General features: G+C 66.7%; 18 protein-coding genes. 1 reads left to right on the forward strand and 17 read right to left on the reverse strand.

Features of this window, described 5'->3' with window-relative positions:
- Positions 1-65: 65 nt before the first annotated feature.
- From ABZ293_RS38240 to ABZ293_RS38250, 3 genes are all read right to left on the reverse strand, one after another.
- Positions 66-3,323: an arabinosyltransferase domain-containing protein gene (locus ABZ293_RS38240; protein ID WP_355188967.1), complete on the reverse strand. Its 3,258-nt coding sequence runs from the start codon at positions 3,321-3,323 to the stop codon at positions 66-68.
- Between the two features lie 161 nt (positions 3,324-3,484).
- Positions 3,485-3,988, reverse strand: coding sequence for a hypothetical protein (locus ABZ293_RS38245; RefSeq protein ID WP_355188969.1), 504 nt, complete (start codon positions 3,986-3,988; stop codon positions 3,485-3,487).
- Between the two features lie 96 nt (positions 3,989-4,084).
- Positions 4,085-5,632, reverse strand: a complete 1,548-nt coding sequence (locus ABZ293_RS38250; protein WP_355188971.1) for a DNA polymerase IV — start codon at positions 5,630-5,632, stop codon at positions 4,085-4,087.
- Positions 5,633-5,991: 359 nt separating this feature from the next.
- On the opposite strand from ABZ293_RS38250, the gene ABZ293_RS38255 reads away from it, so the two are divergent.
- The gene (locus ABZ293_RS38255; RefSeq protein ID WP_355188973.1) at positions 5,992-6,867 is read left to right on the forward strand and encodes a UTP--glucose-1-phosphate uridylyltransferase; all 876 of its coding nucleotides are present in this window, start codon (positions 5,992-5,994) and stop codon (positions 6,865-6,867) included.
- A gap of 227 nt (positions 6,868-7,094) precedes the next feature.
- Here ABZ293_RS38255 and ABZ293_RS38260 read toward each other — a convergent pair whose 3' ends face one another.
- The 14 genes from ABZ293_RS38260 to ftsW all read right to left on the reverse strand — a co-directional run bounded on the left by ABZ293_RS38260 (position 7,095) and on the right by ftsW (position 23,103).
- Positions 7,095-8,012, reverse strand: coding sequence for a hypothetical protein (locus ABZ293_RS38260; RefSeq protein WP_355188975.1), 918 nt, complete (start codon positions 8,010-8,012; stop codon positions 7,095-7,097).
- Between the two features lie 95 nt (positions 8,013-8,107).
- The gene (locus ABZ293_RS38265; RefSeq protein WP_355188977.1) at positions 8,108-8,677 is read right to left on the reverse strand and encodes an NlpC/P60 family protein; all 570 of its coding nucleotides are present in this window, start codon (positions 8,675-8,677) and stop codon (positions 8,108-8,110) included.
- A 306-nt stretch (positions 8,678-8,983) separates the two neighbouring features.
- Positions 8,984-12,148 carry an isoleucine--tRNA ligase gene (gene ileS / locus ABZ293_RS38270; protein ID WP_355188978.1) on the reverse strand — a complete coding sequence of 1,055 codons (3,165 nt, stop codon included), beginning with the start codon at positions 12,146-12,148 and terminating at the stop codon, positions 8,984-8,986.
- Between the two features lie 295 nt (positions 12,149-12,443).
- Complete coding sequence (locus tag ABZ293_RS38275) at positions 12,444-12,644, reverse strand: hypothetical protein (RefSeq protein WP_354958019.1); 201 nt, start codon at positions 12,642-12,644, stop codon at positions 12,444-12,446.
- 89 nt (positions 12,645-12,733) lie between these two features.
- Complete coding sequence (locus tag ABZ293_RS38280) at positions 12,734-13,597, reverse strand: DivIVA domain-containing protein (RefSeq protein ID WP_355188980.1); 864 nt, start codon at positions 13,595-13,597, stop codon at positions 12,734-12,736.
- Positions 13,598-13,677: 80 nt separating this feature from the next.
- Positions 13,678-13,968, reverse strand: a complete 291-nt coding sequence (locus ABZ293_RS38285; RefSeq protein ID WP_354958021.1) for a YggT family protein — start codon at positions 13,966-13,968, stop codon at positions 13,678-13,680.
- A 124-nt stretch (positions 13,969-14,092) separates the two neighbouring features.
- Complete coding sequence (locus tag ABZ293_RS38290; RefSeq protein WP_354958022.1) at positions 14,093-14,869, reverse strand: cell division protein SepF; 777 nt, start codon at positions 14,867-14,869, stop codon at positions 14,093-14,095.
- A 135-nt stretch (positions 14,870-15,004) separates the two neighbouring features.
- Positions 15,005-15,724, reverse strand: coding sequence for a YggS family pyridoxal phosphate-dependent enzyme (locus ABZ293_RS38295; protein WP_355188996.1), 720 nt, complete (start codon positions 15,722-15,724; stop codon positions 15,005-15,007).
- A 62-nt stretch (positions 15,725-15,786) separates the two neighbouring features.
- Entirely contained in the window at positions 15,787-16,497 is a 711-nt protein-coding gene (pgeF, locus tag ABZ293_RS38300; RefSeq protein ID WP_355188998.1) for a peptidoglycan editing factor PgeF, read from the reverse strand.
- A gap of 195 nt (positions 16,498-16,692) precedes the next feature.
- Positions 16,693-17,931, reverse strand: a complete 1,239-nt coding sequence (gene ftsZ / locus ABZ293_RS38305) for a cell division protein FtsZ (protein WP_354958024.1) — start codon at positions 17,929-17,931, stop codon at positions 16,693-16,695.
- 365 nt (positions 17,932-18,296) lie between these two features.
- On the reverse strand, positions 18,297-18,896 hold the full coding sequence (locus ABZ293_RS38310) for an FtsQ-type POTRA domain-containing protein (RefSeq protein ID WP_355188982.1): 600 nt from the start codon (positions 18,894-18,896) through the stop codon (positions 18,297-18,299).
- Positions 18,897-19,007: 111 nt separating this feature from the next.
- Positions 19,008-20,447 (reverse strand): UDP-N-acetylmuramate--L-alanine ligase, encoded by a 1,440-nt coding sequence (gene murC / locus ABZ293_RS38315; RefSeq protein WP_355189000.1) that lies wholly within the window; start codon positions 20,445-20,447, stop codon positions 19,008-19,010.
- 95 nt (positions 20,448-20,542) lie between these two features.
- Complete coding sequence (gene murG, locus ABZ293_RS38320; protein ID WP_355188984.1) at positions 20,543-21,655, reverse strand: undecaprenyldiphospho-muramoylpentapeptide beta-N-acetylglucosaminyltransferase; 1,113 nt, start codon at positions 21,653-21,655, stop codon at positions 20,543-20,545.
- Positions 21,652-23,103: a putative lipid II flippase FtsW gene (gene ftsW / locus ABZ293_RS38325; protein WP_355189002.1), complete on the reverse strand. Its 1,452-nt coding sequence runs from the start codon at positions 23,101-23,103 to the stop codon at positions 21,652-21,654. The genes murG and ftsW overlap by 4 nt, the downstream gene beginning before the upstream one ends.
- Between the last annotated feature and the right edge of the window lie 86 nt (positions 23,104-23,189).

The raw sequence follows: 23,189 nt of genomic DNA on the forward strand, positions 1-23,189 counted from the left end.
CCGGTCGTGACTTCTCCGTCAGAGTAGAAGCCACGCGTGGGAACCGACAGGTTCAGCGGCGCTGGTCAGTAGGCGGTGTTGATGTGACCAGGGGTCCACAGCCCGGAGTGATCCTGCTGGGTGATCTCGGGTGCGGCGCTATCGGCCTTGGGGTCGATGCGGGTCAGTTGTTGCAGTTCGCCCCAATCCCGCCGCCAGTCCTGGTCGAGGTAGGTGGCGAGGGTGCGTGGACGCAGCAGCATATTGGACCAGCCGAGCGGCCCGCCGCCGTCATGGCTCTGCCATAGCGTGGTGATCTCGGCGCCGGGACGGTCCGGGAGGATGCGGTAGGCAGGGACTTCGGCGATATTGTCACGGTGGTCGTAGGGGCGCTGGTTGGGGAATTGCAGGCCGACCATCCAGTCGGTGAGGACCGGGACCTGGGAGCCGACAACCTCATTCAGCGTTCTGGTCTGCGGAACGCGGGGCGGGGTGACGGCCAGCCACTGCTTGGGGTTGCGGTCGCGGTCGATCGCGACAATGCGGATAACGTCTGCGCCAGTGGGGATTTCGGTGAACGGCAGGCGCAGATTGCGCCAGGACGGCGCCGGTCCGATATCGATCGGGGTGACCTTGCCCATCGGCTGCGCAGTGGTCGCGGAATCGGTTGCGCCGTATTCGATTTCGAGGGTCTGCCCGGGCGTGACGATACCGTCGGCATCGACCGACCTGATCCGGCCCGCCGCGGTCAGCGCGATAATGCCGGTGCGGTCGCCGGGGTCGGGAAGCCGGTACCAGCCGGTGGTCAGGTCGGCGGGTCCCGCGTCACCGGAGCCGTAGCTGCCCAGCACCGGTGTGGTCGCCGGATTCAGTCCGAAAGGCAGGGCGGGAGAGGCGGTTCCAGCGGTGTTCTCCGAGGCCGACTTGCTGCTCAACGCATCGGCGATACTACCGGTCGGACTCGAATCGTCATCGGGACGCAGATCGGCCGCCACGCCCGCACCGGCGAATCCGGTCCCGGTGCCCGATAGCGTGCTCACCGCGTCGCCGGTCAGTGGCTGCAACATGCCCGCATTGGGATCGGATTCGACCAGTACGTGTCCGGCCAAACCGGCCGTCTTCCCGGTCAGCGCCTCGATATTCGAGCGCGCCAGCGAGAAGGCCGGCCCCTGGGCCACGGCCGCCTTGGCGAAGGAGCCGACATCCCAGACCACGAGCAGCGCCAGCGCGATGGTCAGCGGCGGCAGCACCGACACCCGCCAGGCGAATCGCGAAACCTTGTGCGGTGTACCGGGTTCCGGTGCGTGCATATGCCACCACGCGGCCACCGCGAGCAATGCGACGGTGGCGAGCAGGAACAGCTTGTTCAGCTCGAGCCCGGCGATCACCGGCGGCTTATCCCACCACGGAATGCCGTAGGACGAGACATACCACCACTTATTGGGACCGGAGAACACCAGCGCGAGCAGGAACGCGACCGCCGCGGCGAATAGGGCGCGGTAGCGCGGCGCGCGCAGCACCCGCGGTGCGACCGCCATGGCGGTCACCATCGCAACGGCTCCGGCCACCCCCGCGTAGACACCGAAGTGATGGGTCCACTTGGTGGGCGTGACCATGATCAGCAGCAGCGCGCCGACGGTGACACCGAGAATGCGCCGGGTCGGGCCAGCAGCGGTCAGCGGGATGCGACCGCCCTTGCGCAGCAACACGAGTACGCATGCGATGAGCCCGGCGAACATCGCGAGCACGCCGATCCGGCGGCCGACGGAGCCGTCGGTCTCACCCTGGAACAGGTACTGGTAGCGCAGATAGTCGTTGAACCACTCGACATCCGGGCCGACGATGTGATGGATGCGCTTCATCTCGAACATCGCCGCCAGCGGCTGATCGGCGAACATGATCGCCAGCGCGACAGCACCGGCGGCGAGCAGCGGTGCGAGCAGCATCGCGTAACCGAGTACGCGCGCCGAACCCCGAGTGTCGATGCGGGCCATGATGATCCGGGCGACCGGCCGCAATCCGGCCAATAGCGCCGCGATACAGATGACGCCGGAGGGCCCCGCGGTACAGGCGAAGGCCGCGACCAGGATCGCGAATCCGGCGGGCAGCAACCGCCGGGTCGCGATGGCGCGCTCGACCAGACACCAGGTGAGCAGAAGTCCCAGCGCCACCGGCGGTTCCGGACGCAGTCCGTTGTCATAGGCCAGCCAGATGGTGAGGAAGCCCAGCGCACCGGTCCACATCGCGACGCGGTTGCGCCGCACCGCGACGCCGAGCCGCGGCGCCACCTCGCGGCTGAGCAGCAGCCACATCAGCACACCGCAGCACAGCGCGGGCAGCCGCACCCACGGGCTGGCGGTGCTGATCTGCGTCATGATCCGGATCAGGTCGTAATACGGTGTGCCGACCGGATTTTCGGGCACCCCGTAGTAGGCGAAGTAGTTGGCCATATAGCCCGCGACGCCCGAGGCGCGCGCCATACCGAACTGGTAGCCGTCATCGGAGGTCGTCGACCCGATGAAGTACCAGACCAGCATGGTGCCGAGCACCACGGCGTCGAGCAGTGAGACGGTCCACCAGCGCTGCGGCAGGAAGCGGCGCACCCGCCGACCATCGCGCCGATCGAGTCGGTACAGCGCAACCAGCGAAACAATCGTGCACAGCACCGCCAGCCAGATCGCCGCGCGCTTGAGCGGCGTGGGCGTGGACGAGAATCGCGTGTCGAGTTCAGCGCTGACGTGCGCACCGTCGGCCGCGGCCAGATCACTGAAGATGCCGACCAGCTGCGGCCGATAGTCGCCATTGAGCACTGCCGGGAACCCGGGCGTCTCGAATCCGACCAAAGTGGCCGTGGCCGTGGTGTTGTCGGCGTGCACGGTGAGTTCACAGCCCGGAACCAACTCGGCCACCGGCAGACTGAGCAATGCCTGGTTGCGCAGCACCACATCCAGCCGCGCCGGGGCATCCGCCGCGGCCTGTACCCGCGCGACGAATCCGTATCGCTCGAGATCCGGTGCACCATTGGGTCCGGTCGCCACCAGCGTGCCGCCCTTGGCGCTCAGCTGGTTGATCGCCGTACACGGCAGGGTCGCGTCGAAAGTCAGTGGTGCATAGGAGATCAGCGGCGCCTCGATACTGCGCGCGGAACCGGACTGCGGCCAGCTCAGCGCCGCCGCGTCCACGCGCACCGGCAGCAGCGGCACTGCCACCGCGAACAATGCGCCCAACAGGCCCGCGATCAGCGCGATCGGCCCGGTCCAGCCCCCACGTCTGTTCGATTGCGCCGTCCCGGGTTCGGATTCCTCGACGGACGGCTGCCCCGCCCACACCATCGTGTCAGCCACGGGGCCTGATCCTAACGGTAACTATTCCAAACGAAAGTTCTTGCTGGTGTACAGCATTGATTCTCAGCATGCGCACAGCCGCGGCCGACGCCGGGGTGCTGCCCGGGGTCGGCCGCGAGCATGGCTGGTCGTTTCGAGCGACCTGCAAGCGGTAGCTACGGCTAGCTGCAGGCCGCCGACTGCTGGCCGAGGTTGGTCAGCATGGAACAGGCCCACGCCTTCTGAATCTTCCACTTGCCGTCCTCGGCGACGAACGGCACGTCGACGACGTTCTCCTGGCCGTTGAGCACGACCTTGGCCTTGGCGTTGACGCTATCGCCGAAGCTGGTCACATCGGTGACCGTCACCGTGATGTTGGCGCTCTTGGCGGCCTCGGCCAGGCGGTTCGGCAGTTCCGGGTCGGCCTGCGCGCCCTGCACGCCGTCCAGCTTCTCCGAATTCGGCACCGACGGATCGAGCGCGCGCTGCAGTTGGGTGTTCAGCTCCGCGGCGGAGGGGACCGGCGGCAGGTTGGTGTTCGCGCTCGCGCTGGCCGAGGCCTTGACACTGGTGCTCGTCTTCGCGGCCGGCTTGCTGTCCTTGTCATCGCTGCAGGCAGTCATGCCGAGTGCGGCGACAACGGCCAGAGCCGCGATGGCGATGCGTCCAGTCTTACGAAGCTTCAACTGCTCGTCCTTTGCGTTCGAGTAGGTACATGTCGTTCCACCAACGGCAGCCGTCACCCGGACCGGCGACGCTGCACGACTGACCCAGGCTACCTGTCAGCGGAGACTGCCGAGCGGATCCGCCCGGGACAGACTGATGTCGTCGGCGGCAAAGGTACGCGCCGGACCGGGCCCTGTCGAGCTGGTCTCGAACCGAACGGTGACCACACCGAGTCCGGCACCCTGCACCCACCCATGCCCGAATTCGGGATGGGTGACATCGAGTCCTGGATACCACAGCATCGGCTCCCGCGGTGACGAATCGCCCTGAGCTGCACCGACGCTCGACTGCGCGGCCACAGAAACCTGCTGCGCCGACACCGCCCCGAATGCGGTCTCGGCGTGCTCCGTCCCGACGCCTGCCCGCCCAACCGGCGATCCCGTATCGAGCGCCACTACGACGGCCGATGGGCCGCGTTCGGCCTCGGACGATCCGCCCCAACGATCGGACTGCGCGGCATCGCCTTCCCCGACGCCAGCATCCGCCACCGGCGCCTGATCCAGCTCCGGAAACAGCGACTCCTGCCGCACGGTCGATAGCCCGCCATAGCCAACACCGACCAGCCGAATCGGCCCGAGCTCGGCCGGATCGATGGCCGAACGCTGCGCCGCCGTGGTCAGCGTTGCCAGCTCGGTCGTCGCGTACGGCAGGGTGAACGACCTGGTCACAATGCTCATATCGGATTTCTTCAGCTTCAGCACCACGGTGCGCGCGGCCCGTCCGTCCTTTTCCAGGCGACGGTGCGCGGCCGCCGCCATCGCCTCGATGGCCGGGCGCAGCTGGGCCATCGTGACGATATCGGTCTCATAGGTGTTCTCGGCGCTGATCTGCTTGGCCTCGGCACGCTCGGCGACCGGGCGGTCATCGATGCCGCGGGCCAGCCGGTGCAGCGCCGCGCCGATGCTGCCGCCCAGCATCGAGACCGCCTCCGATTCCGGCAGAGCGGCGAATGCGCCCACCGTCTCGATGCCGAGGGAGCGCAACCGGCTGTCGGCCACCGGCCCGATCCCCCACAGTTTGCGTACCGGCAAGCCAGCGAGCAGCTGCTGCTGCTCATCCGGCGAAACCACCCGCACCCCATCGGGTTTGGCCATTCCGGACGCGATCTTGGCGAGCTGCTTGCCGGTCCCGGCACCCACCGAGGCGACCAGCCCGGTCCGCTCGCGCACCAGCGCGCGCAGCTCCTCACAGAATTCGCGCACCTGTTCGACACTCGCCCCCGCCAATTCGGCGGGTTCGCCGAACGCCTCGTCGAACGACAGCGTCTCCAGCACGGGAATGCGGCTGCGCAGCGCGTCGAAAACCTGCGCGCTCACCACGCTGTAGACCGCGCCACGCGGCGGCACCACCACCGCCGTCACCCCGACCAGCCGCCGCGCCTGATGCATCGGCATCGCCGAGCGCGCACCGAATACTCGCGCCTCATAGCTGGCCCCCGCGACCACACCGCGCCCACCGGTACCACCGACCAGCACCGGGCGGCCACGCAGCGTCGGCCGAGTCAGCTGCTCGACCGAGGCGAAGAAGGCATCCATATCGATGTGCAGCACCCACCGCCGGGCCGTGTGCAAGGCCCCGGCCCGCACGGTGTTATCAGTGCTCACGCACGGAAATGTACGCCGCCCCACCGACAGGTCGGCCCACCAACGCCAGCCGCGGCGACCGGCCGACGGTGCCGCGCCTCGAATCGCGTGCCGCGCCCGGATCCACCGGTGAACTCGTGCGCGGCGCACCCAACCTGTGTGCACGGGCGGGCAACCTGGGCGCCGGGTGTGCGTCCGCCGCGTAATTACTGCGAAATTGCTGCTGACCTCGACGGCAGGGCGGCCGGGTGCGCGCGGCGCTCAGCGCTGCCCGACAGGCCGTGACCTGGCACGATTCCAATGTGTTGCCACCTGGGCCGCTACTACCGAAGCCTGGGGATCGGCCGTTCGGAGCCCGCCTGGTATGTGATGATCGGATCATGAAGATCCGCAAGGCCGTGATCCCGGCCGCCGGAATCGGCTCGCGCCTGCTGCCGCTGACCAAGGCCATCCCCAAGGAGATGCTGCCGGTCGGCGATAAGCCGGTCATCGAGCACACCGTCCGCGAGCTGGTCGCATCCGGAATCACCGATATCACGATCGTGGTCAGCGGCGGAAAGTCCTTGATCCAGGACCACTTCCGCCCGAATCCGGCGCTGGTCGCCCAACTGCGGGCCGACGGCAAGGACGCATACGCCGACGCAGTGGAAGAGGTCGGCGAACTGTCCAGGCTCGGTCACATCACCTACCTGGACCAGCACGGTCCCTACGGCAACGGCACCCCTGTGCTCAACGCCGCCCGCAATCTCGGCGACGAGCCGATGCTGGTGCTGTGGCCCGACGACGTCTTCGTCGCCCGGGTACCGCGGGCGCAGCAGCTGATCGACGCCTATGAGGCGACGGGCGCCCCGGTGCTCGCACTGATGCCGATGGATCCGTCCGAATCCCAGCGCTACGGTGTCCCGGTCGTCGCCGACGACCACGGCAACGGCCTGCTGCGCATCACCGGTCTGCGGGAGAAGCCGAAGCCCGAGGACGCCCCCTCGAACTTCGCCGCGATCGGCGGCTATGTCGTCACCCCCGGCATCATCTCCGAGCTGCGCAGACAGACCGAGCGGTGGTACGAACACCGCACCGGCGAGGTCTACCTCACCGATGCGATCAATGTGCACGCCGCCGACAGCCCGGTCTTCGGTCAGGTCATCCAGGGCCGCTGGTACGACACCGGTAACCCGGCCGACTACCTGGTCGCCCAATTCGCCTCGGCCCTGGCCCATCCGCAGTACGGGCCACTGCTGCGCCAGCTCGTCGACTGACCGGACACCGCTTCAATCAGGCGCTGGTTCAATCGGGCACCGCAATCAGGCGCTGCTTCAATCAGGCACCGCTTCAACCAGGCCCGCTTCAACCAGGCACCGCTTCAACCAGGCCACTCCAACCAGGCCACTCCAACCAGGCCACTCCAACCAGGCCACTCCAACCCAGGCCGGTTCAACCAGGCCGGTTCAACCAGGCCGGTTCGATCAGGCCGGTTCGATCGGGCTCAGGGCAGCGCGACGATGGCGACCTTATCGTCGGCCACCGCGGGCACGATCAGGTTCTTCCCGGCCCCATCCAGGGTGAAATCGGCCGGTCCGTGCAGATCCTGGGGCAACTTGACGGTCGCGACCTCGGTGCCATCGGTGTGATAGATCTTGATCGTGCCGGGCACCGGCTTATCGGCGGACACCCAGTCCGATACCGCGAGATCGCCGTTGGGCAGCAGTGCGATGCCATCGAATACGCCGTGCACCGTACCGACCTTGCCCACGGCGGCCGGAGCGTGCTCGATACCGAACTTGTACAGATCGCCGCCCTCGAAATGCGCGCCGAGTCCGGCGACATAGGCGGTCTTGGTGGACTTGTCGAGCACGATGCCGTTGGCGCCCGGAATCGACGTGGTCAGCGTGCCGAACTTCTTGCTCTCGATATCGAGCTTGTACACCGCACCGCGCACCGTATCGGTGACCAGCAGGGTCTTATCGTCGAGCACCGCAATGTCATCGAGCAGCGCCGCGGCATCGCCGCCGAGCGGGGCCTCGAAGACCTGTCCCAGCGTGTCGACGTCATAGCCGACGACGCGATCGATATCGGCGACGAACACCTTGTTGTCCGCGTAGGCCATCCCCTTGGGCGCGTTCAGCGGCGGATCCCCCGCACGCGGAATCGCCTTGCGCTCGATCACCTTTCCGGTCGAGTCCAGCCGCGAGAGGAAGCCGTCGCCGTCCTTGGTCATCGGCTCCTGCGCCGCACCGATATTCGATACGAACCACTTGTCCCCGGCGACCAGCACACTCTTCGGCTTCGAAAAGCCGTCCAGCACACCGGGCGCCGAGGCCGCCGCGTCCTTCTTATCGTCGCCGCAGCCGGATACCGCCGCGACGAGCAGTAGCGCCCCGGCGACGGCACCCGCCGCCCGCACTGCCGATCCTCTACCCACACCGATCGCCATCTCGTTCCCCATCGTTTCCGTCTCCGCGCAACCGCGCTGCTCGGTGGAAACGTAGTCGATTCGGCTCAGAAACGACGGATCGTGTAGATGTGGAAGTCGGCGAGCGGATGCAGGCCGACCGGGATCCCCCAGTCGTGAGCGTCGAGGATCTGGCCGCGCCCCGCGTAGATGCCGACGTGGGATGCGTCGTCGTTCAGGATGACGACATCACCCAACGACAGCGCCGACAACGGGACCGCGGCGCCGACCCTGGCCTGTTGCCAGGTGGTGCGCGGCAGCCGCACTCCCACCTGCGCGAACGACCACTGCACCAGACCCGAACAGTCCCACGCGAACGGTCCGGTGCCGCCCCATTGATAGGGCTTGCCGATCTGGGTGTAAGCCGCGGCCAAGGCGCCGAGTCCGGCAACACTCGGCAGCGGTAGTCCCGCAGAGCCGCTGGAACTGCCGGACGCCGAGCCCGAGCCACCCGAACCGGTGCCACCCGAACCGGTGCCGCTCGAACCGGCGCCGCCCGAACCGGAGGCGCTGCCGGTATCGCCGTGCACCGGCCCGGCCAGGGCCAGCGCGACGACGGTCGATACCAGAAAACCAATGGCTATCCGGCGCAATGCCTTTCTGCATTCGCTGATCATGTGTGCTCGCCCCTTCCGTCGACCCGGCTACCGCGCGGTACCGACCTCGACATCGGGGGTGGGAACCGCACATCACAGCACCTGCACCCAGCACGTATCCACGTGCTGCGCAAGGTATTTCAGGTAGAGCAGTTCAAGCACGAACGTTTACTGCCGTCACAGGAGTGAGCCTGCGCATCAGCAGCAACATGCCCGATTGTGCCGGGCATTGTGCAACCACGACAGCGAATTAGCTATTTCTCAGCATGTGATCTATCTCACATAATTCGGGGCGAGGCCAATGGCCTCGCCCCGAACTCCGCCGCGTCAGACCCTGGCGATCGACACCCGCACGCCACCGACGATATCGGCGGCATCCGCGCCCGGATCACCGAAACTCAGCTCGGTGGCGAGGATTTCACCCGCGATGAGATCCCGGTGCACCTGCGCCCACACCTGCTTGTCATCGGGTACCGCGAGCACCACCGTGATGCGGTCGGAAACGTCGAGCCCCAGCGACTTTCGCGTCTCCTGCAGATCGCGGATCACATCGCGGGCCCAGCCCTCGGCCTCGAGTTCCTCGGTCACCTGCGAATCGAGAACGACCAGACCGGCATTGCCGGGCAGCGCCGCCGTGGATTCGGGTTCGGCCGCGACCAAGCGCTGGGTGTACTCCTCGGGCAGCAGCTCGATGCCCGCCGCGGTGACCACACCGTCGGCGTTCTCGGACCATTCGCCCGCCTTCACCGCCTTGATCACCGTCTGCACATCCTTGCCCAGGCGCGGGCCAGCGGCACGGGCGTTCACGACCAGTTCGAAGCGGCCGTGCACGGCAACATCGGTGGTCAGGTCGACCTTCTTGACGTTCACCTCATCGGCGATGATGTCGGCAAAGGGCCGCATCCGCTCGGCGTCGGGCGCGGCAATGGTGACCTCGGCCAGCGGCAGGCGCACCCGCAGGTTCTGTGCCTTGCGCAGACTCAGCACCGTCGAGCAGACCACCCGGACCTCGTCCATCGCAGCCACCAGATCCGAATCCTCCGGCAGCTCGCCCTCCTTGGGCCAATCGGCCAGGTGCACCGACTGCTCGCCGGTGAGCCCGCGCCAGATCACCTCGGAGATCAGCGGCAGCAGCGGCGCAGCCAGCCGGGTGACGACCTCGAGCACCGTATGCAGCGTGTCGACCGCATCCCGGTCCTCTTCCCAGAAGCGCGAACGCGACCGGCGCACATACCAATTGGTCAGCGCGTCGGCGAACGAGCGCAACTCCTCACAGGCACCGGCGATGTCGTAGACGTCGAGCGCTTCGGTCATCGCATCCCGGGTCGCGGCGAGTTTGGCCAGGATGTAGCGGTCCAGCACATGCGGCGAATCCGTGCGCCACACGCCGGGTTTCGAGGCGTAGAGCTGCAGGAAGGTCCATGCATTCCACAGCGGGCGCAGCGCGTGGCCGACGCCCTCGCGAATGCCGCGCTCGGTGACGATGAGATTGCCGCCGCGCAGGATCGGCGAACTCATCAGGAACCAGCGCATCGCATCGGAGCCGTCCCGGTTGAACACCTCGTTCACATCCGGGTAGTTGCCCTTGGACTTGCTCATCTTCAGCCCGTCGTCACCGAGCACGATGCCGTGCGCGGCAACGGTTTTGAAGGCCGGGCTATCGAACAGCGCGGTCGAGAGCACATGCAGGGTGTAGAACCAGCCGCGGGTCTGCCCGTTGTATTCGACGATGAAGTCGCCGGGGAAATGGTTGTCGAACCACTCCTTGTTCTCGAACGGGTAGTGCACCTGGGCATAGGGCATCGAGCCGGACTCGAACCAGCAGTCCAGCACCTCCGGCACCCGGCGCATGGTCGATCGACCCGTCGGATCGTCCGGATTGGGCCTGGTCAGCTCGTCGATCATCGGCCGGTGCAGATCGGTCGGGCGCACGCCGAAGTCGCGCTCCAGCTCATCGAGCGAGCCGTATACGTCGGTGCGCGGATAGGCCGGATCATCGGACACCCACACCGGGATCGGGCTGCCCCAGTAGCGGTTGCGGCTGATATTCCAGTCCCGCGCGCCCTCGAGCCACTTGCCGAACTGACCGTCGCGGATATGCTCGGGCACCCAGGTGATCTGCTTGTTCAGCTCGACCATCCGGTCGCGGAATTTGGTCACCGCGACGAACCAGGACGGCACCGCCATGTAGATCAGCGGTTGGCCGGAACGCCAGCTGTGCGGGTAGGAGTGCTCGATCGTCTCGTGCCGCAGCAGCTTGCCCGCGGCCTTGAGGTCCTTGATGATCGCCGGATTCGCGTCGAAGACCATCATGCCCTCGTACGGCGGCACCATCGAGGTGAACTTGCCGCCCGGATCCAGCGGCTGCACCAGCTCGATGCCGTTGGCCGATGCGACGTCCATATCCTCCTCACCGAAGGCCGGTGCGAGGTGCACGATGCCGGTGCCGGAGTCGGTGGTCACATAATCGGCGGTCAGCACGCGGTGCGCGTTCGGATGACCGACGAAGAAGTCGAACGGCGGGGCATACGACAGATCCGCGAGGGCGGCACCGTCGTACTCGCCGAGCAGCTCGACAGAAGCGGAGTCTGCGGAGCGACCAGCCGATTCAGCGCCGCCGAATTCGCGGGCATAGTGCGACACCCGTTCCGCGGCCAGCAGATAGCGCTTGCCGTCGGCGGCGCGCACATGCGTGTAGCGCACATCCGGATGCACCGCGATCGCCAGGTTCGACGGCAGCGTCCACGGCGTGGTGGTCCAGATCAGCGCATTGGCGCCGTCGAGGGCGTGCAGCGGATGGTCGGCCGGCACCCGCAGCACCATATCGACGGTGACGGCCGGGTCCTGACGCATCTTGTACGCGTCGTCGAGGCGGGTTTCCTGATTCGACAGCGGCGTCTGCTCGTACCAGCTGTAGGGCAGCACCCGGAAGCCCTGGTAGATCAGGCCCTTCTCGTGCAGCGACTTGAACGCCCACATCACCGACTCCATGAAGTCGAGATCAAGCGTCTTGTAGTCGTTGTCGAAGTCGACCCAGCGAGCCTGACGCGTCACATAGTCACGCCATTCACCCGTGTAACGCAGCACCGAGGATTTACAGGCCGCATTGAATTCCGCGAGCCCCATCGCATCGATCTGTGATTTGTCCGTTATACCGAGCTGCTTTTCCGCTTCGATTTCCGCGGGCAGTCCGTGACAGTCCCAGCCGAAACGCCGATCGACCCGCTTCCCGCGCATCGTCTGGAAACGTGGGACTAGATCCTTGACATACCCGGTGAGCAGATGTCCGTAATGTGGCAATCCGTTGGCAAACGGCGGCCCGTCGTAGAAGACGAACTCTCCGGCGCCCGAGCGGTTCTCGATGCTGGCGCGGAAGGTGTCGTCGGTGGCCCAGCCGTCGAGCACACGACGTTCCAGGTCCGGGAAGGATGCCCCGCCGCCAACACCCAGATCGACGCGCGGGTATGCGCTGCTGGAAGGTTCGTCCGCCATCGCGGATGCGTCTCCTCGTGCCGCCGCGCCGTAGCGCGTATCTGTCAGCACGGGGACGATGACGACGCCCGTTGCGTCGAGACCGCGGTACCACCCCGCTTGCCCGGGAGCCGCGCACGATCCGCGCAACCACCAGGACCTCTCGTTATGAGCTGTAACGGGCTCTCCCGTTCGGTTCTACTGGGCGCGCGAGGCGCACCGTTCTTCCGAAGGCTCCCCGGTGATGGCCGGATCGACGCCGCATACATGTTTGATTCTAGCCAGTGCGGTCAAACCACTAGGTTGTGGCCACACTTCACCGTTTCGCATGCCGACCGGGTGGCGGCGCGGCGTCGCTGTCGGAACTCCGCATGGAGAGCGCACTCACCAGCAACAGCACAGCGCCAATGACACAGACGAGGATGCAACCCCAGGCCCACAGCACCGACCCGGTGGTCAGCGCGGCCACTAGCAGGGCGAATCCGATCGCGGCAAGGACGAGCGTCAAGACGAGCATGATGACCCCCTAGGCATGCCAGGCGGTTCGGCAGGTAGCTCTAGCTACTCGAACAGCAACTACAGCGGAGATGTCTCTCCAATACGAGATTACTTGCTGCCCTTGGCGAACGACGCAGGAGCGAGATTGTTCGCGGTATTGGCGTCGACGAAGGCCTCGCCGCCATCGACCGGAACAGCCGAGCCACGGTTCTCCAACTCCTCGAGCTGCGACTCCAGGTACGACTTCAGCCGCACGCGGTATTCCCGCTCGAAGGTCTTGAGCTGCTCGATCCGGCTCTCCAGCACGCTGCGCTGCTGGGTGATGGTGGCCATGATCTCGGCGTGCTTGCGTTCGGCGTCGGCCTGCAGCGCGTCGGCCTTCTCTTTTGCCTGCCGTAGCTGGTTGTCCGAGCGGGCCTGCGCATCGGAGAGCATCGCGTCCGACTTCTGGCGGGCATCGGTGATCATCGCTTCCGAACGAGTCCTGGCATCGCCCACCAGACGCTCGGAATTGGCACGCGCATTGGAGAGCAGATTCTCCGCTTCGGTCTTCGCATCGGTGGTCAGCCGGTCCGCCATCTCCTGGGCGAGGCTGAGCACCTTGGCCGCCTGCAGGTTCGCATCGGCACTCGGCGCATCCTTGGCTACCGGCGCAGCGACAGGCATCGGTGGCGGCGGCGGAGCCTGCTGCACCGGGGGCTTGATGGGCTCGGGCTGCGGCGGCGGCACCTGCTGCACCGGCGATTTCACCGGATTCGGTTGCGCCGGGGGGCGATTCTTCTTGGCGTCGGCCAGTTCCGCATCCAGCTCGGCAACCCGCTGCCGCAGGTCAGCGTTCTCCTCGATAAGGCGCGAGAGCTCCTGCTCCACGAGATCCAGGAACGCGTCTACCTCATCCTCGTTGTAGCCGCGCTTCCCGATCGGCGGTTTGCTGAACGCGACGTTGTGCACATCGGCTGGGGTCAGCGGCATGGAAGGATCCCTTCACGCGTCTTTTGGAGATCTAGCAGATCTAGCAAGCTATCTTCTCGGTTCATTCTGTCACACTGGGGCTACCCGTCGGCGTGGCTGCCCACAAACGTCATCGAGATGAAGACGACGAAAAGCAGGACCATAATCGACAGATCGAGTCGAATTCCACCCAATGACACCGGTGGTATCAACCGCCTCAGGAGTTTCACCGGAGGGTCGGTGATGGTGAAGATCACCTCGAGGATCACAGCGACGAAGCCGCTAGGGCGCCAGTCCCGGGCAAAGCTACGGATGAACTCGACGATCACACGGCTGATCAACAACAGCCAGAAGATGAACAGTACGAAGTACAACACCGCGAACAAGGCCACCGCCTCACTCTGCCCCAAAATCCGCGTCGCGCAAAATGACCACACCGCTGGTGACTGCTCGTCAGCCGCTTGAATAGGTCCGCCCCATACGCAACGGGTCTAACAGAACCCCCGAAGCACAACGCTATTTCTGGTTGTAGAAGCCGGTTTCGGCGATCCTGCGACGTTCTTCGGCGGAGACATCGACATCGGCCGGTGAGAGCAGGAACACTTTGGTCGCGACCTTGTCGAATGATCCACGCAGCGCGAAGGCCAGACCAGCGGCGAAGTCGACCAGGCGCTTCGCATCGGCGTTGCTCAGATCGACCAGGTCCATGATCACCGGGTTGCCCTCGCGGAAACGCTCACCGATGATGCGGGCCTCGCTGTAGTCGCGCGGGCGCAGCGTCGTGATCTTGGACAAGGGACCTCCGTCCTCGAAGATCCCCGGCCGACGTGCGGGAGCGGGCTCGGGGCGCACGCGCTCCTCCATGCGCCGCTCCTCGGCCTCGGGATCGACGGCGAGCGCACCTCTGGTGGCTCCCCGCAGCATCGGCGCATTACCGCCCGCACGGAATCGGCTGGCGGCCGGTGCGGTATCGATCCTGGTGGGACGCGGCCGCGCGTCATAGCGGTCGTCCACATAGGGCTCGTCGACGTAATCGTCGCGCCGAGACATCGGATAGCCCGCCTTGTACGGCGACTTGTACGCGGGCTCAGGGTAATCCGGCTCATCGTCGTAGCGGTCGTCGGCATAGCGGTCCGCGCCGTATCCGGCGCGCTCGGGGTAGTCACGGGGCCGGGGCCGACGGGAGCCACGCTCGTCCGCGCCGCGAGGGGCAGGTTCGGCGACGTAATCGTCTTCGTAATCCTCGAGCGGAACCATGCCGAAGTACGCCTTGAACTTGTGCAGCGTGCTCATGCCTGCACCTCGCTGTCGCGTTCGCTCATTTCGGTCGACCTTCCTTCGGCCCCGGTGGCGGCCGGGTGTTGAAGTCTTGCTCAGCCCTCTCCAGTCCCAGCATATGTGTCAAATGTGACTGATGAGGTTTCTTTGCTACGCCGAGGTTATCGGTCGGGCGCCCATCAAGGCGGTACCGACACGCACACAGGTCGAACCGTGTTCGATCGCCGATTCCAGATCGCTCGACATTCCGGCGGACAGTTCGATGGCGTCGGGATGATTTGCGCGTATCACCTCGTGCAAAGTTGCCAGGCGTGCAAAAGCATCGTCCGGCGTGGCGTCGAGCGGGGGGATCGCCATTAGGCCCGCGAGCTGCAGTCCCGCCGCGGCGGCTACCCGATCCGTTAGTGCCACAAGATCTTCGGGGGCGACGCCACCGCGGCCGGGATCCTCGTCCAGGCTCACCTGGACCAGAACTCGAACAGGTTCACTGCGCTCTCCGGCGTCCAGTGCGGCCCGTGCCGCGGTGTCAAGGGCCGTTGCCAGACGTTCGCTGTCAACCGAGTGCACGGTGTGCGCCCAGCGCGCGACGGTGCGCGCCTTGTTGCGCTGCACTCGACCGATCATGTGCCAGCGTGCATCTGCCAGCGCGGCCAGCTCCGCGACCTTGGCGGTGGCCTCCTGCTCCCTGGACTCGCCGAATTCCCTGCAGCCCAAGCGGTACAGGATCGCGACGTCACTGGCGGGAAAGAACTTCGTCACCGGAAGCAGCCGCACCGAACCCGGATCACGCCCGGCCGCATGACAAGCCGCTCCGATCCGCTTGTTCAATTCGGCCAGGTTCGCCGCCAATTCGGCGGTCCGGCCGTCCATCTTCTCGCCCGCAACGGATTCCGGCGCCGCGGCCGCGTCGATCGTTCGCTCGCTGCGCTCGCTCATGCGTCCGCCTGCATCCAGATCACCCCGGCCATGCGGCCGGTCGGCGCGCCGCGGCGATGACTGAACAAGGTCTTGTCCTCGATTGTGCACCGCGGGTCGACGGCGACCCCGCCGATTCCGGCCTCGGTGAGTTGGCGCCGAATTCCGGCGCGCAGGTCGAGGCCGGGAGTGCCGCGCACGGTTGTGGTGGCGCTGCCGGGCAGATGCGCCTCGACATCGGCGCGCATCGCGGCGGGCACCTCGTACTGTCTGCCCGATGCGGCCGGACCGAGGAAGGCACCGATGCGCTCGAGGCGAGCGCCGACCGAAACCATCGCGTCCAGTACCCGCGGCACAATGCCGATGCGCGCCCCGATCCGACCGGCGTGCACCGCCGCGATCACGCCCGCCTCATCATCGGATAGCAGAACTGGCACACAGTCCGCGGTGAGCACCACCAGCGCCAGACCGGGCACCGTGGTCACCAGTGCGTCGGTGGCCGGCACCGGCGCATCCCGTGGCCCATCGATGATTTCGACATTGCGCCCGTGGATCTGTTCCATCCACACGAGCCGATCCGGCGTGAGGCCGATCCCCTCGGCCAGCCGGTCCCGGTTCCGTTGCACGGTCGCCGGGTCGTCCCCCACGTGATCCCCGAGATTGAACGAATCGTACGGCGGCGCCGAGAAACCGCCCGCCCTCGTAGTGGTCACCCGTCGAACGGTCAAAGTCGGCGCTGCTCCCCCGCCTCCCCGGAACTTTTGCCGGTCGTCGAGCGCGTCGACGGCGCCGTCGCGGGCCGAAGGTCGTGTGCTTGGCTGGGTGCTGGTCGTGCCCGACGAGTTACCCATGTACGTACGAGATCTGTTGTTGCGTGGGCATACCGCCCAGTGTGCCAGTCCGGCCTATCGATTGCTCGTGACCTACCGACGCATGAACGAGGGCACATCGACGTCGTCATCGTCATCGGAATCGGGCGGTTCGATATGCGAGCGCGAGTTGTGTGCCACTGTCGGCTCGGCCAGTGTGCGGGGCCGCTCGGTATCGCGGTAGCTGGGCGCCGCGCCCCGGGTGGAGCTGGTTTGACCTGCGGCGGAAGCGGTTTCGGTGCGCGCGGATGCGGCGATCTCGCTGGTCCTGCTGCTTGGACCGATCTCACCGGCCCGGCCCGACCCGATCGCGCCGCGGCCCGCCTCGAACGTGCGCCGGGCCGGGCCGCCGCCGTCGAAACCGGCGGCGATCACCGTGACGCGAACCTCATCGCCGAGCGAATCGTCGATGACGGTACCGAAGATGATATTGGCCTCGATATGCGCGGCCTCCTGCACCAGCGAGGCGGCCTCATTGATTTCGAACAGACCCAGATCCGAACCACCCGCGATCGAGAGCAGCACGCCGTGCGCACCATCCATCGATGCCTCGAGCAGTGGCGAGTTGATCGCCGACTCGGCGGCCTTGACCGAACGGCCCTCACCGCGCGCCGAACCGATACCCATCAAAGCGCTACCCGCACCGGACATCACGCTCTTCACATCGGCGAAGTCGACGTTGATCAGACCGGGGGTGGTGATCAGATCGGTAATGCCCTGCACACCGTTGAGCAGTACCTCGTCCGCGGAACGGAAGGCATCCATCAGGCTGACCGCGGCGTCACCGAGCTGCAGCAGCCGATCGTTCGGAATGACGATGAGCGTGTCGCAGGATTCGCGCAGCAGGTTGATGCCCACTTCGGCCTGGTTGCCCCGCCGCTTGCCCTCGAAGGAGAACGGCCTGGTCACCACGCCGATGGTGAGGGCGCCGAGCTTGCGCGCGATGCTGGCCACGACGGGCGCGCCACCGGTACCGGTGCCACCGCCCTCGCCCGCGGTGACGAAGACCATGTCGGCGCCCTTGAGCACCTCTTCGATCTCGTCCTTGTGATCCTCGGCGGCCTTGCGGCCGACCTCCGGGTCGGCACCGGCGCCCAGACCGCGCGTGAGCTCACGGCCGACGTCGAGTTTGACGTCGGCATCGCTCATCAGCAGCGCCTGCGCGTCGGTGTTGACCGCGATGAACTCGACTCCCTTGAGTCCCTGCTCGATCATCCGGTTGACGGCATTGACACCGCCGCCGCCGATACCGACGACCTTGATCACAGCAAGGTAGTTGTGCGGGGGCGTCATGGGCTCTCGCCTTCCTTCGATCTAAAGTCTGTCGTTTTCGGATTCTCGACATTCAGCCCGTGGAAACCCCGGTTGTTTTGCTCCGGCAGTTTCGCGAGGTGCGCCACTGCCCGAGCAAACCCTAAACCTCAACCATAGGGTTAGCGTTATGTCAAGTATCCGACTGCTGCGGAACGCTATTCGCAGCCGCCGCGATAGGCGTGCAGGCGCGCCGAAACGACTGACAGAATCTTGTGTGATCCCTCTCGTCTCGCCGCACGACACGCCGTATCGTGGACGGTTGCCCCCGAACCCCCGGTCTCGCTGGCCTGTTCCCACTGCGGTCACAGTTCCATCGAAAATCCCCTGGGCACAATGGGTATCGATCACTTTACCGTGACCAGATTCGGACTCGAAACATCGAACACCGTTCCATCGCGGGTCAACAACGGCATTACCACTGCCGCCTTGCGTTCCGCGTCATTGGTTCCACCCCACAGTACCGTGCGACCATCGCGCAGGTTCAGTGAAATATTCGAAATCGACCGCGCGACAACCTCGTCCACCTGAATGACCAGCGCCGCAGGCAGCACCGACAATACCGAGACCGCCGCGCGGGTCACCGGATCGCCGCCGCCGGGATCGGCGGTATCGAGCTTCGGCACACCGATCGGCGGTTCGTCGATCGCGAACTCGACACTGTCCGCATCCATCAGATGCGCGCCCTGCGGGCTGTCCCAGAACAATACGGGCGTGCGCTCCACGACCGTCACCTTGACCTTGGACGGAAATACCCGTTGCACCCGCGCGCTGCGCACCTTCGGAATGCTCACCACCCGCTGGGCCATCGCATCGGTGTCGATGCGCAACATCGAGCGCCCAGAGGGGATCTCGAGTTTGTCGCGCACCTGCTGTTCGGGCACCGTGGCCAGCCCGTCGATCTCCACGGTGCTCACCGACAGCACCGGGGTGAACCAAGCCAGCACCGCAAGAACTGTAACGACGCACACGGCGAGCAAACTCCCCAGTCGGAAGCGGCCGGAACGACTCAGCCGGGCCCACTGTTCGAACCAGTCACCCGCGATTCGCACCGAGGGTCACCGGCCGTATTGCGGACGCGCTCGCAGGCCGTCGAGGATCTGGCTGCCCAGCATCGTCACATCGCCGGCGCCCATGGTGATCACGACATCACCGGGCAGTGCGAGTCCGGCGACCTGGCGGCCGACCCGCGACATATCCGGCTGGTAGTGCACGGGTTTGGTGACGGCCTGGGCGACCAGTGCGCCGTTGACGCCCGGCAGCGGCTTCTCCCGCGCGCCATAGACATCCAGCACAACGACTTCGTCGGCCAGGCTCAACGCCGCACCGAAATCCTGGGCGAAGGTGGCGGTACGACTGTAGAGGTGCGGCTGGAACACCACGATGACCCGGCCCTGCCGAGAGCGGGCGCCGTCGCGGGCCTCCTGCTGCACCAACTCGGCGGCGGCGCCGAGCACCGCGCGCACCTCGGTCGGGTGGTGGGCGTAATCGTCGAAGACCCGCACACCGTTTTCCCGGCCCGCGAACTGGAATCGGCGGTGCACACCGCCGAAACCCTCCAGCCCCTGGACGATTTCGTCCACATCGGCACCCGCGGCTCGCGCAGCGAGCAGCGCCGCCAGCGCGTTGAGTGCCATATGCCGACCGGGTACCGATAGTCGCAGCGTGCGCGGGGCCGCCTCGTCGGCGAGTTGGAATTGCGCGAGTCCGCCGACATCGCGCGGCTCCCAGCTGTGCAGTCGCACCCCGACCGGCACCGGCGCGTCGGGCAGTTCACCCGAGCCGTAGCCGAGCACCCGGACATTCTTCTGCGCCAAGCGCGGACCGATCCGCTCGGCCAGCGCGCGGGAACCGGGATCGTCCAGACACACCACCAGCAGGCCGCCCGGGGCGAGGCGATCGGCGAAATCGTCGAAGACCTGGACGTAGGCCTCATCGGTACCGAAGAAGTCCAGGTGATCGGATTCGATATTGGTGACCACCGCGACATCCGGGTCGTATTGCAGCAGTGAGCCATCGCTCTCATCGGCCTCGGCGACGAAGATCTCACCGGTGCCGTGGTGGGCATTGGTGCCCGCCTCATTGAGTTCACCGCCGACGGCGAAGGACGGATCGAATCCGCAGTGCTGCAACGACACGATCAGCATCGAGGTGGTGGAGGTCTTGCCGTGCGTACCGGAGACCAGCAGGGTTCGGTGCCCCTGCATCAGGGATGCGAGCACGGCGGGGCGCAGCAGCACCGGAATATCGCGCCGATTCGCCTCGACCAGTTCGGGATTGGTCTTCGGGATGGCGGCGTAGGTGGTGACCACCGCGGTCGGGCCACCGGGCAGCAGATCGAGGGCACTGGCGTCGTGACCGATGCGCACCTGGGCGCCACGGGCCCGCAACGCGAGTACACCGCGACTCTCCTTGGCATCCGAACCGGAGACCGAGCCGCCGCGCGAGAGCAGGATGCGGGCGATTCCGGACATTCCGGCCCCGCCGATCCCGACCATGTGCACGCGCGCCAATTCGGGCGGCAAAGCCGAGCGCGCCTCGTCGGCGGCCCCGGACTCGATCGCCCCGGATTCGGTGGCCTCGGCACCCGTGGTCACCGGCCGCTCACCTCCACGACAATGCGCGCCAGCTCGTCGGCGGCATCGCGATGCCCGGCGCCTGCGGCGGACAGGCCCATCTGGATCAGCCGTGCGCGGTCGGTCAGCAGCGGTATCACCTCGTCGATCACGTATTTCGGGGTCAGCTCGGCATCGGGGACGATTCTGCCACCCCCTTGGCGGACGATCGGCCTGGCATTGAGTTCCTGCTCGCCGTTGCCGTGCGGCAGCGGCACATAGAACGCGGGCAGGCCAACCGCCGACACTTCGGCGACGGTCATCGCGCCGGAGCGGCAGACGACCGCGTCCGCGGCGGCATAGGCCAAGTCCATTCGGGAAAGATACGGCACGGCGAGATAGCGCACCCCTCCTTCACCCGATTCCTGCACTTCGAGGGTGTTCTTGGGGCCGTGCGCGTGCAGTACCGATACACCCGCGGCGGCCAGCTGTGCCGCCGCGCCGGAGACGGCGTTGTTCAATGACACCGCGCCCTGAGATCCGCCGAAGACCAGCAGCACCGGCCCCTCGGCGGGCAGCCCGAAGTGCGCGCGGGCCTCGGCTCGCAGTGCGGCCCGGTCCAGTGCCGTAATGGAGCCGCGCACCGGAATGCCGATGACCTCGGCGTTGACGAGCCCGGAATCGGGTACGGCGGCAAACACTCGGGCGGCGCGCCTGGCGCCGACCTTATTGGCGATGCCCGCCTTGGCATTCGCCTCGTGCACCACCACCGGCACCGCGCGCCTGCGGCCCGACAAGCCCCGGCCCGCGGCGAGGTAGGCGGGCAGCGCGACATAGCCGCCGAAGCCGACGATCACATCGGCCCCGACCGCATCGATGACCGCTCGGGTCCTGGCCACCGAGGCGCGCACCCGACCGGGCAGGCGCAGCAGATCCGCGGTCGGCTTGCGCGGCAACGGAACCGGCGGGATCAACTCGAGCGGATAGCCGCGCTCGGGCACCAGTTTGGTCTCGAGTCCGCGTTCGGTGCCGAGTGCGGTGACCCGGATCGAATCGTCGAGTCGCTTCAGTGCGTCGGCGACGGCCAGCGCGGGCTCGATATGGCCCGCGGTGCCACCGCCAGCGACGATCACCGACAGTGGGTCACTCACCTGGATCTTCCCCGATCTCTCGCATGGTTTATCGGATAGCTCGGCTCCCACGCCCTGGTCGCCCGCAGGGAACTCGTCCCCCGGCTCTCCGGCACGCGGCGGCGCCCCGAGTCGGCTTGCGGCCGTCGGCTCGGCGGCAGTGCCGCCCGCGCCCGCTCGGCCTTGGCCCGCTCGGCCCGCGCCCGCTGTTCGGCGGCCTTGGCCTTGGCCGCGGCCGTGCGCGCCCGCGCCGCATCCGCCTTGGCCGGTGAGTACACCTCCGGCTTGGGCAGTCGCAGCAGTCGGCTGAATCGGCCGTCCTGTCCGGCCTGCAGCGCCGCGATCGCCTCGGGCTCATGTCTGGCCGCATTGGCGATGATGCCGAACATGAACAGCGTGATCGCCAGCGACGAGCCGCCCGCCGAGACCAGCGGCAGCTGCAGCCCGGTCACCGGGAGCAAGTTGACCACATAGCCGATATTGATCAGCGCCTGACCGGTGATCCAGGTCGTCGCGGTCGCGGTGAGCAGCCGCAGGAACGGATCGACCGAGCGGCTCGCAATCCGCAGGCCGGTGTAGACGAACAGCGCGAACAGCCCCAAAACCAGTGCGCAGCCGAGGAAGCCGAGTTCCTCGCCGATGATGGCGAAGATGAAGTCGTTGTGCGCATTCGGCAGGTACTGCCATTTGGCCCGGCTCTGCCCGAGACCACGGCCCCAGATGCCGCCATCGGCCAGTGAGTACAACGCTTGGCGCGCTTGGTAATTGATGCCCTGCGGATCGTCGCCCGGATTGAAGAACGCGCGCATGCGGTCCGAGCGGTAGCCCGCGGACAGCGCGAGTACGCCCGCGGCGATAACACCCGAGATCGCGATGGTGACGAACAGTCGCACCGGCAGCCCGCCGAACCACAGCAGCGCGGCCAGCACGATGCCGAGCGCGATCGTGGTCGACAGATTCGGCTCGAGCACCACGAGCAGGCACACCAGCAGACCGGCGGGTACCAGCGGCACCAGGATTTCCTTGAGGCTCGCCTGTTCGGAGCGACGCGAGGCGAGCAGATGCGCACCCCACACCACCAGGGTCACCTTGACGATCTCCGAGGGCTGCACCGAGATCGGGCCGAGGAAGAACCAGCGACGCGCGCCCTGTACCTGCGAGCCGATGCCCGGGATCAAGACCAGCACCAGCGCGAGCACCGAGATCGCGAACAGCGGAAACGACCACTGCCGTAACCGCCGCAACGAAATCCGCAGCGCGAGATAGAACAGCACCGCACCGATCGCGGCGAACATGGCCTGCTGGATGAACAGCGAATACGCCGAGCCACCAACGACATACGCCTCGACGCTCGACGCCGAGAGCACCATGACCAGGCCGAGCACGGTGAGCAGCGTCGCGATCGTGACGACGAGATGGAAGGACGCGAGCGGGCGCGCCAGCCAGGCGCCGAATTTGGTGGCGGCCAGCCGATTCCGCCGCGGTGTCCGATCGGCGGCGCTCCCGGAACCCTCCGTGGTCACGCTCCGCTGCCGTCTCCGCCGCGGGGTCTCGG

The organism is Nocardia sp. NPDC005998, assembly GCF_040614395.1.
Classification (GTDB): Bacteria; Actinomycetota; Actinomycetes; order Mycobacteriales; family Mycobacteriaceae; genus Nocardia.

Coding starts and splice junctions, on each gene's coding strand:
- ABZ293_RS38290 (WP_354958022.1), bottom strand. CDS start 14,869: ATGAGCACGCTGCACAAGTTCAAGGCGTACTTCGGCATGGTTCCGCTC.
- ileS (WP_355188978.1), bottom strand. CDS start 12,148: ATGGCGGACGAACCTTCCAGCAGCGCATACCCGCGCGTCGATCTGGGT.
- murC (WP_355189000.1), bottom strand. CDS start 20,447: ATGGTCGGGATCGGCGGGGCCGGAATGTCCGGAATCGCCCGCATCCTG.
- ABZ293_RS38255 (WP_355188973.1), top strand. CDS start 5,992: ATGAAGATCCGCAAGGCCGTGATCCCGGCCGCCGGAATCGGCTCGCGC.
- ftsZ (WP_354958024.1), bottom strand. CDS start 17,931: ATGACGCCCCCGCACAACTACCTTGCTGTGATCAAGGTCGTCGGTATC.
- ABZ293_RS38265 (WP_355188977.1), bottom strand. CDS start 8,677: ATGATCAGCGAATGCAGAAAGGCATTGCGCCGGATAGCCATTGGTTTT.
- ABZ293_RS38295 (WP_355188996.1), bottom strand. CDS start 15,724: ATGGACGGCCGGACCGCCGAATTGGCGGCGAACCTGGCCGAATTGAAC.
- ABZ293_RS38275 (WP_354958019.1), bottom strand. CDS start 12,644: ATGCTCGTCTTGACGCTCGTCCTTGCCGCGATCGGATTCGCCCTGCTA.
- ABZ293_RS38280 (WP_355188980.1), bottom strand. CDS start 13,597: ATGCCGCTGACCCCAGCCGATGTGCACAACGTCGCGTTCAGCAAACCG.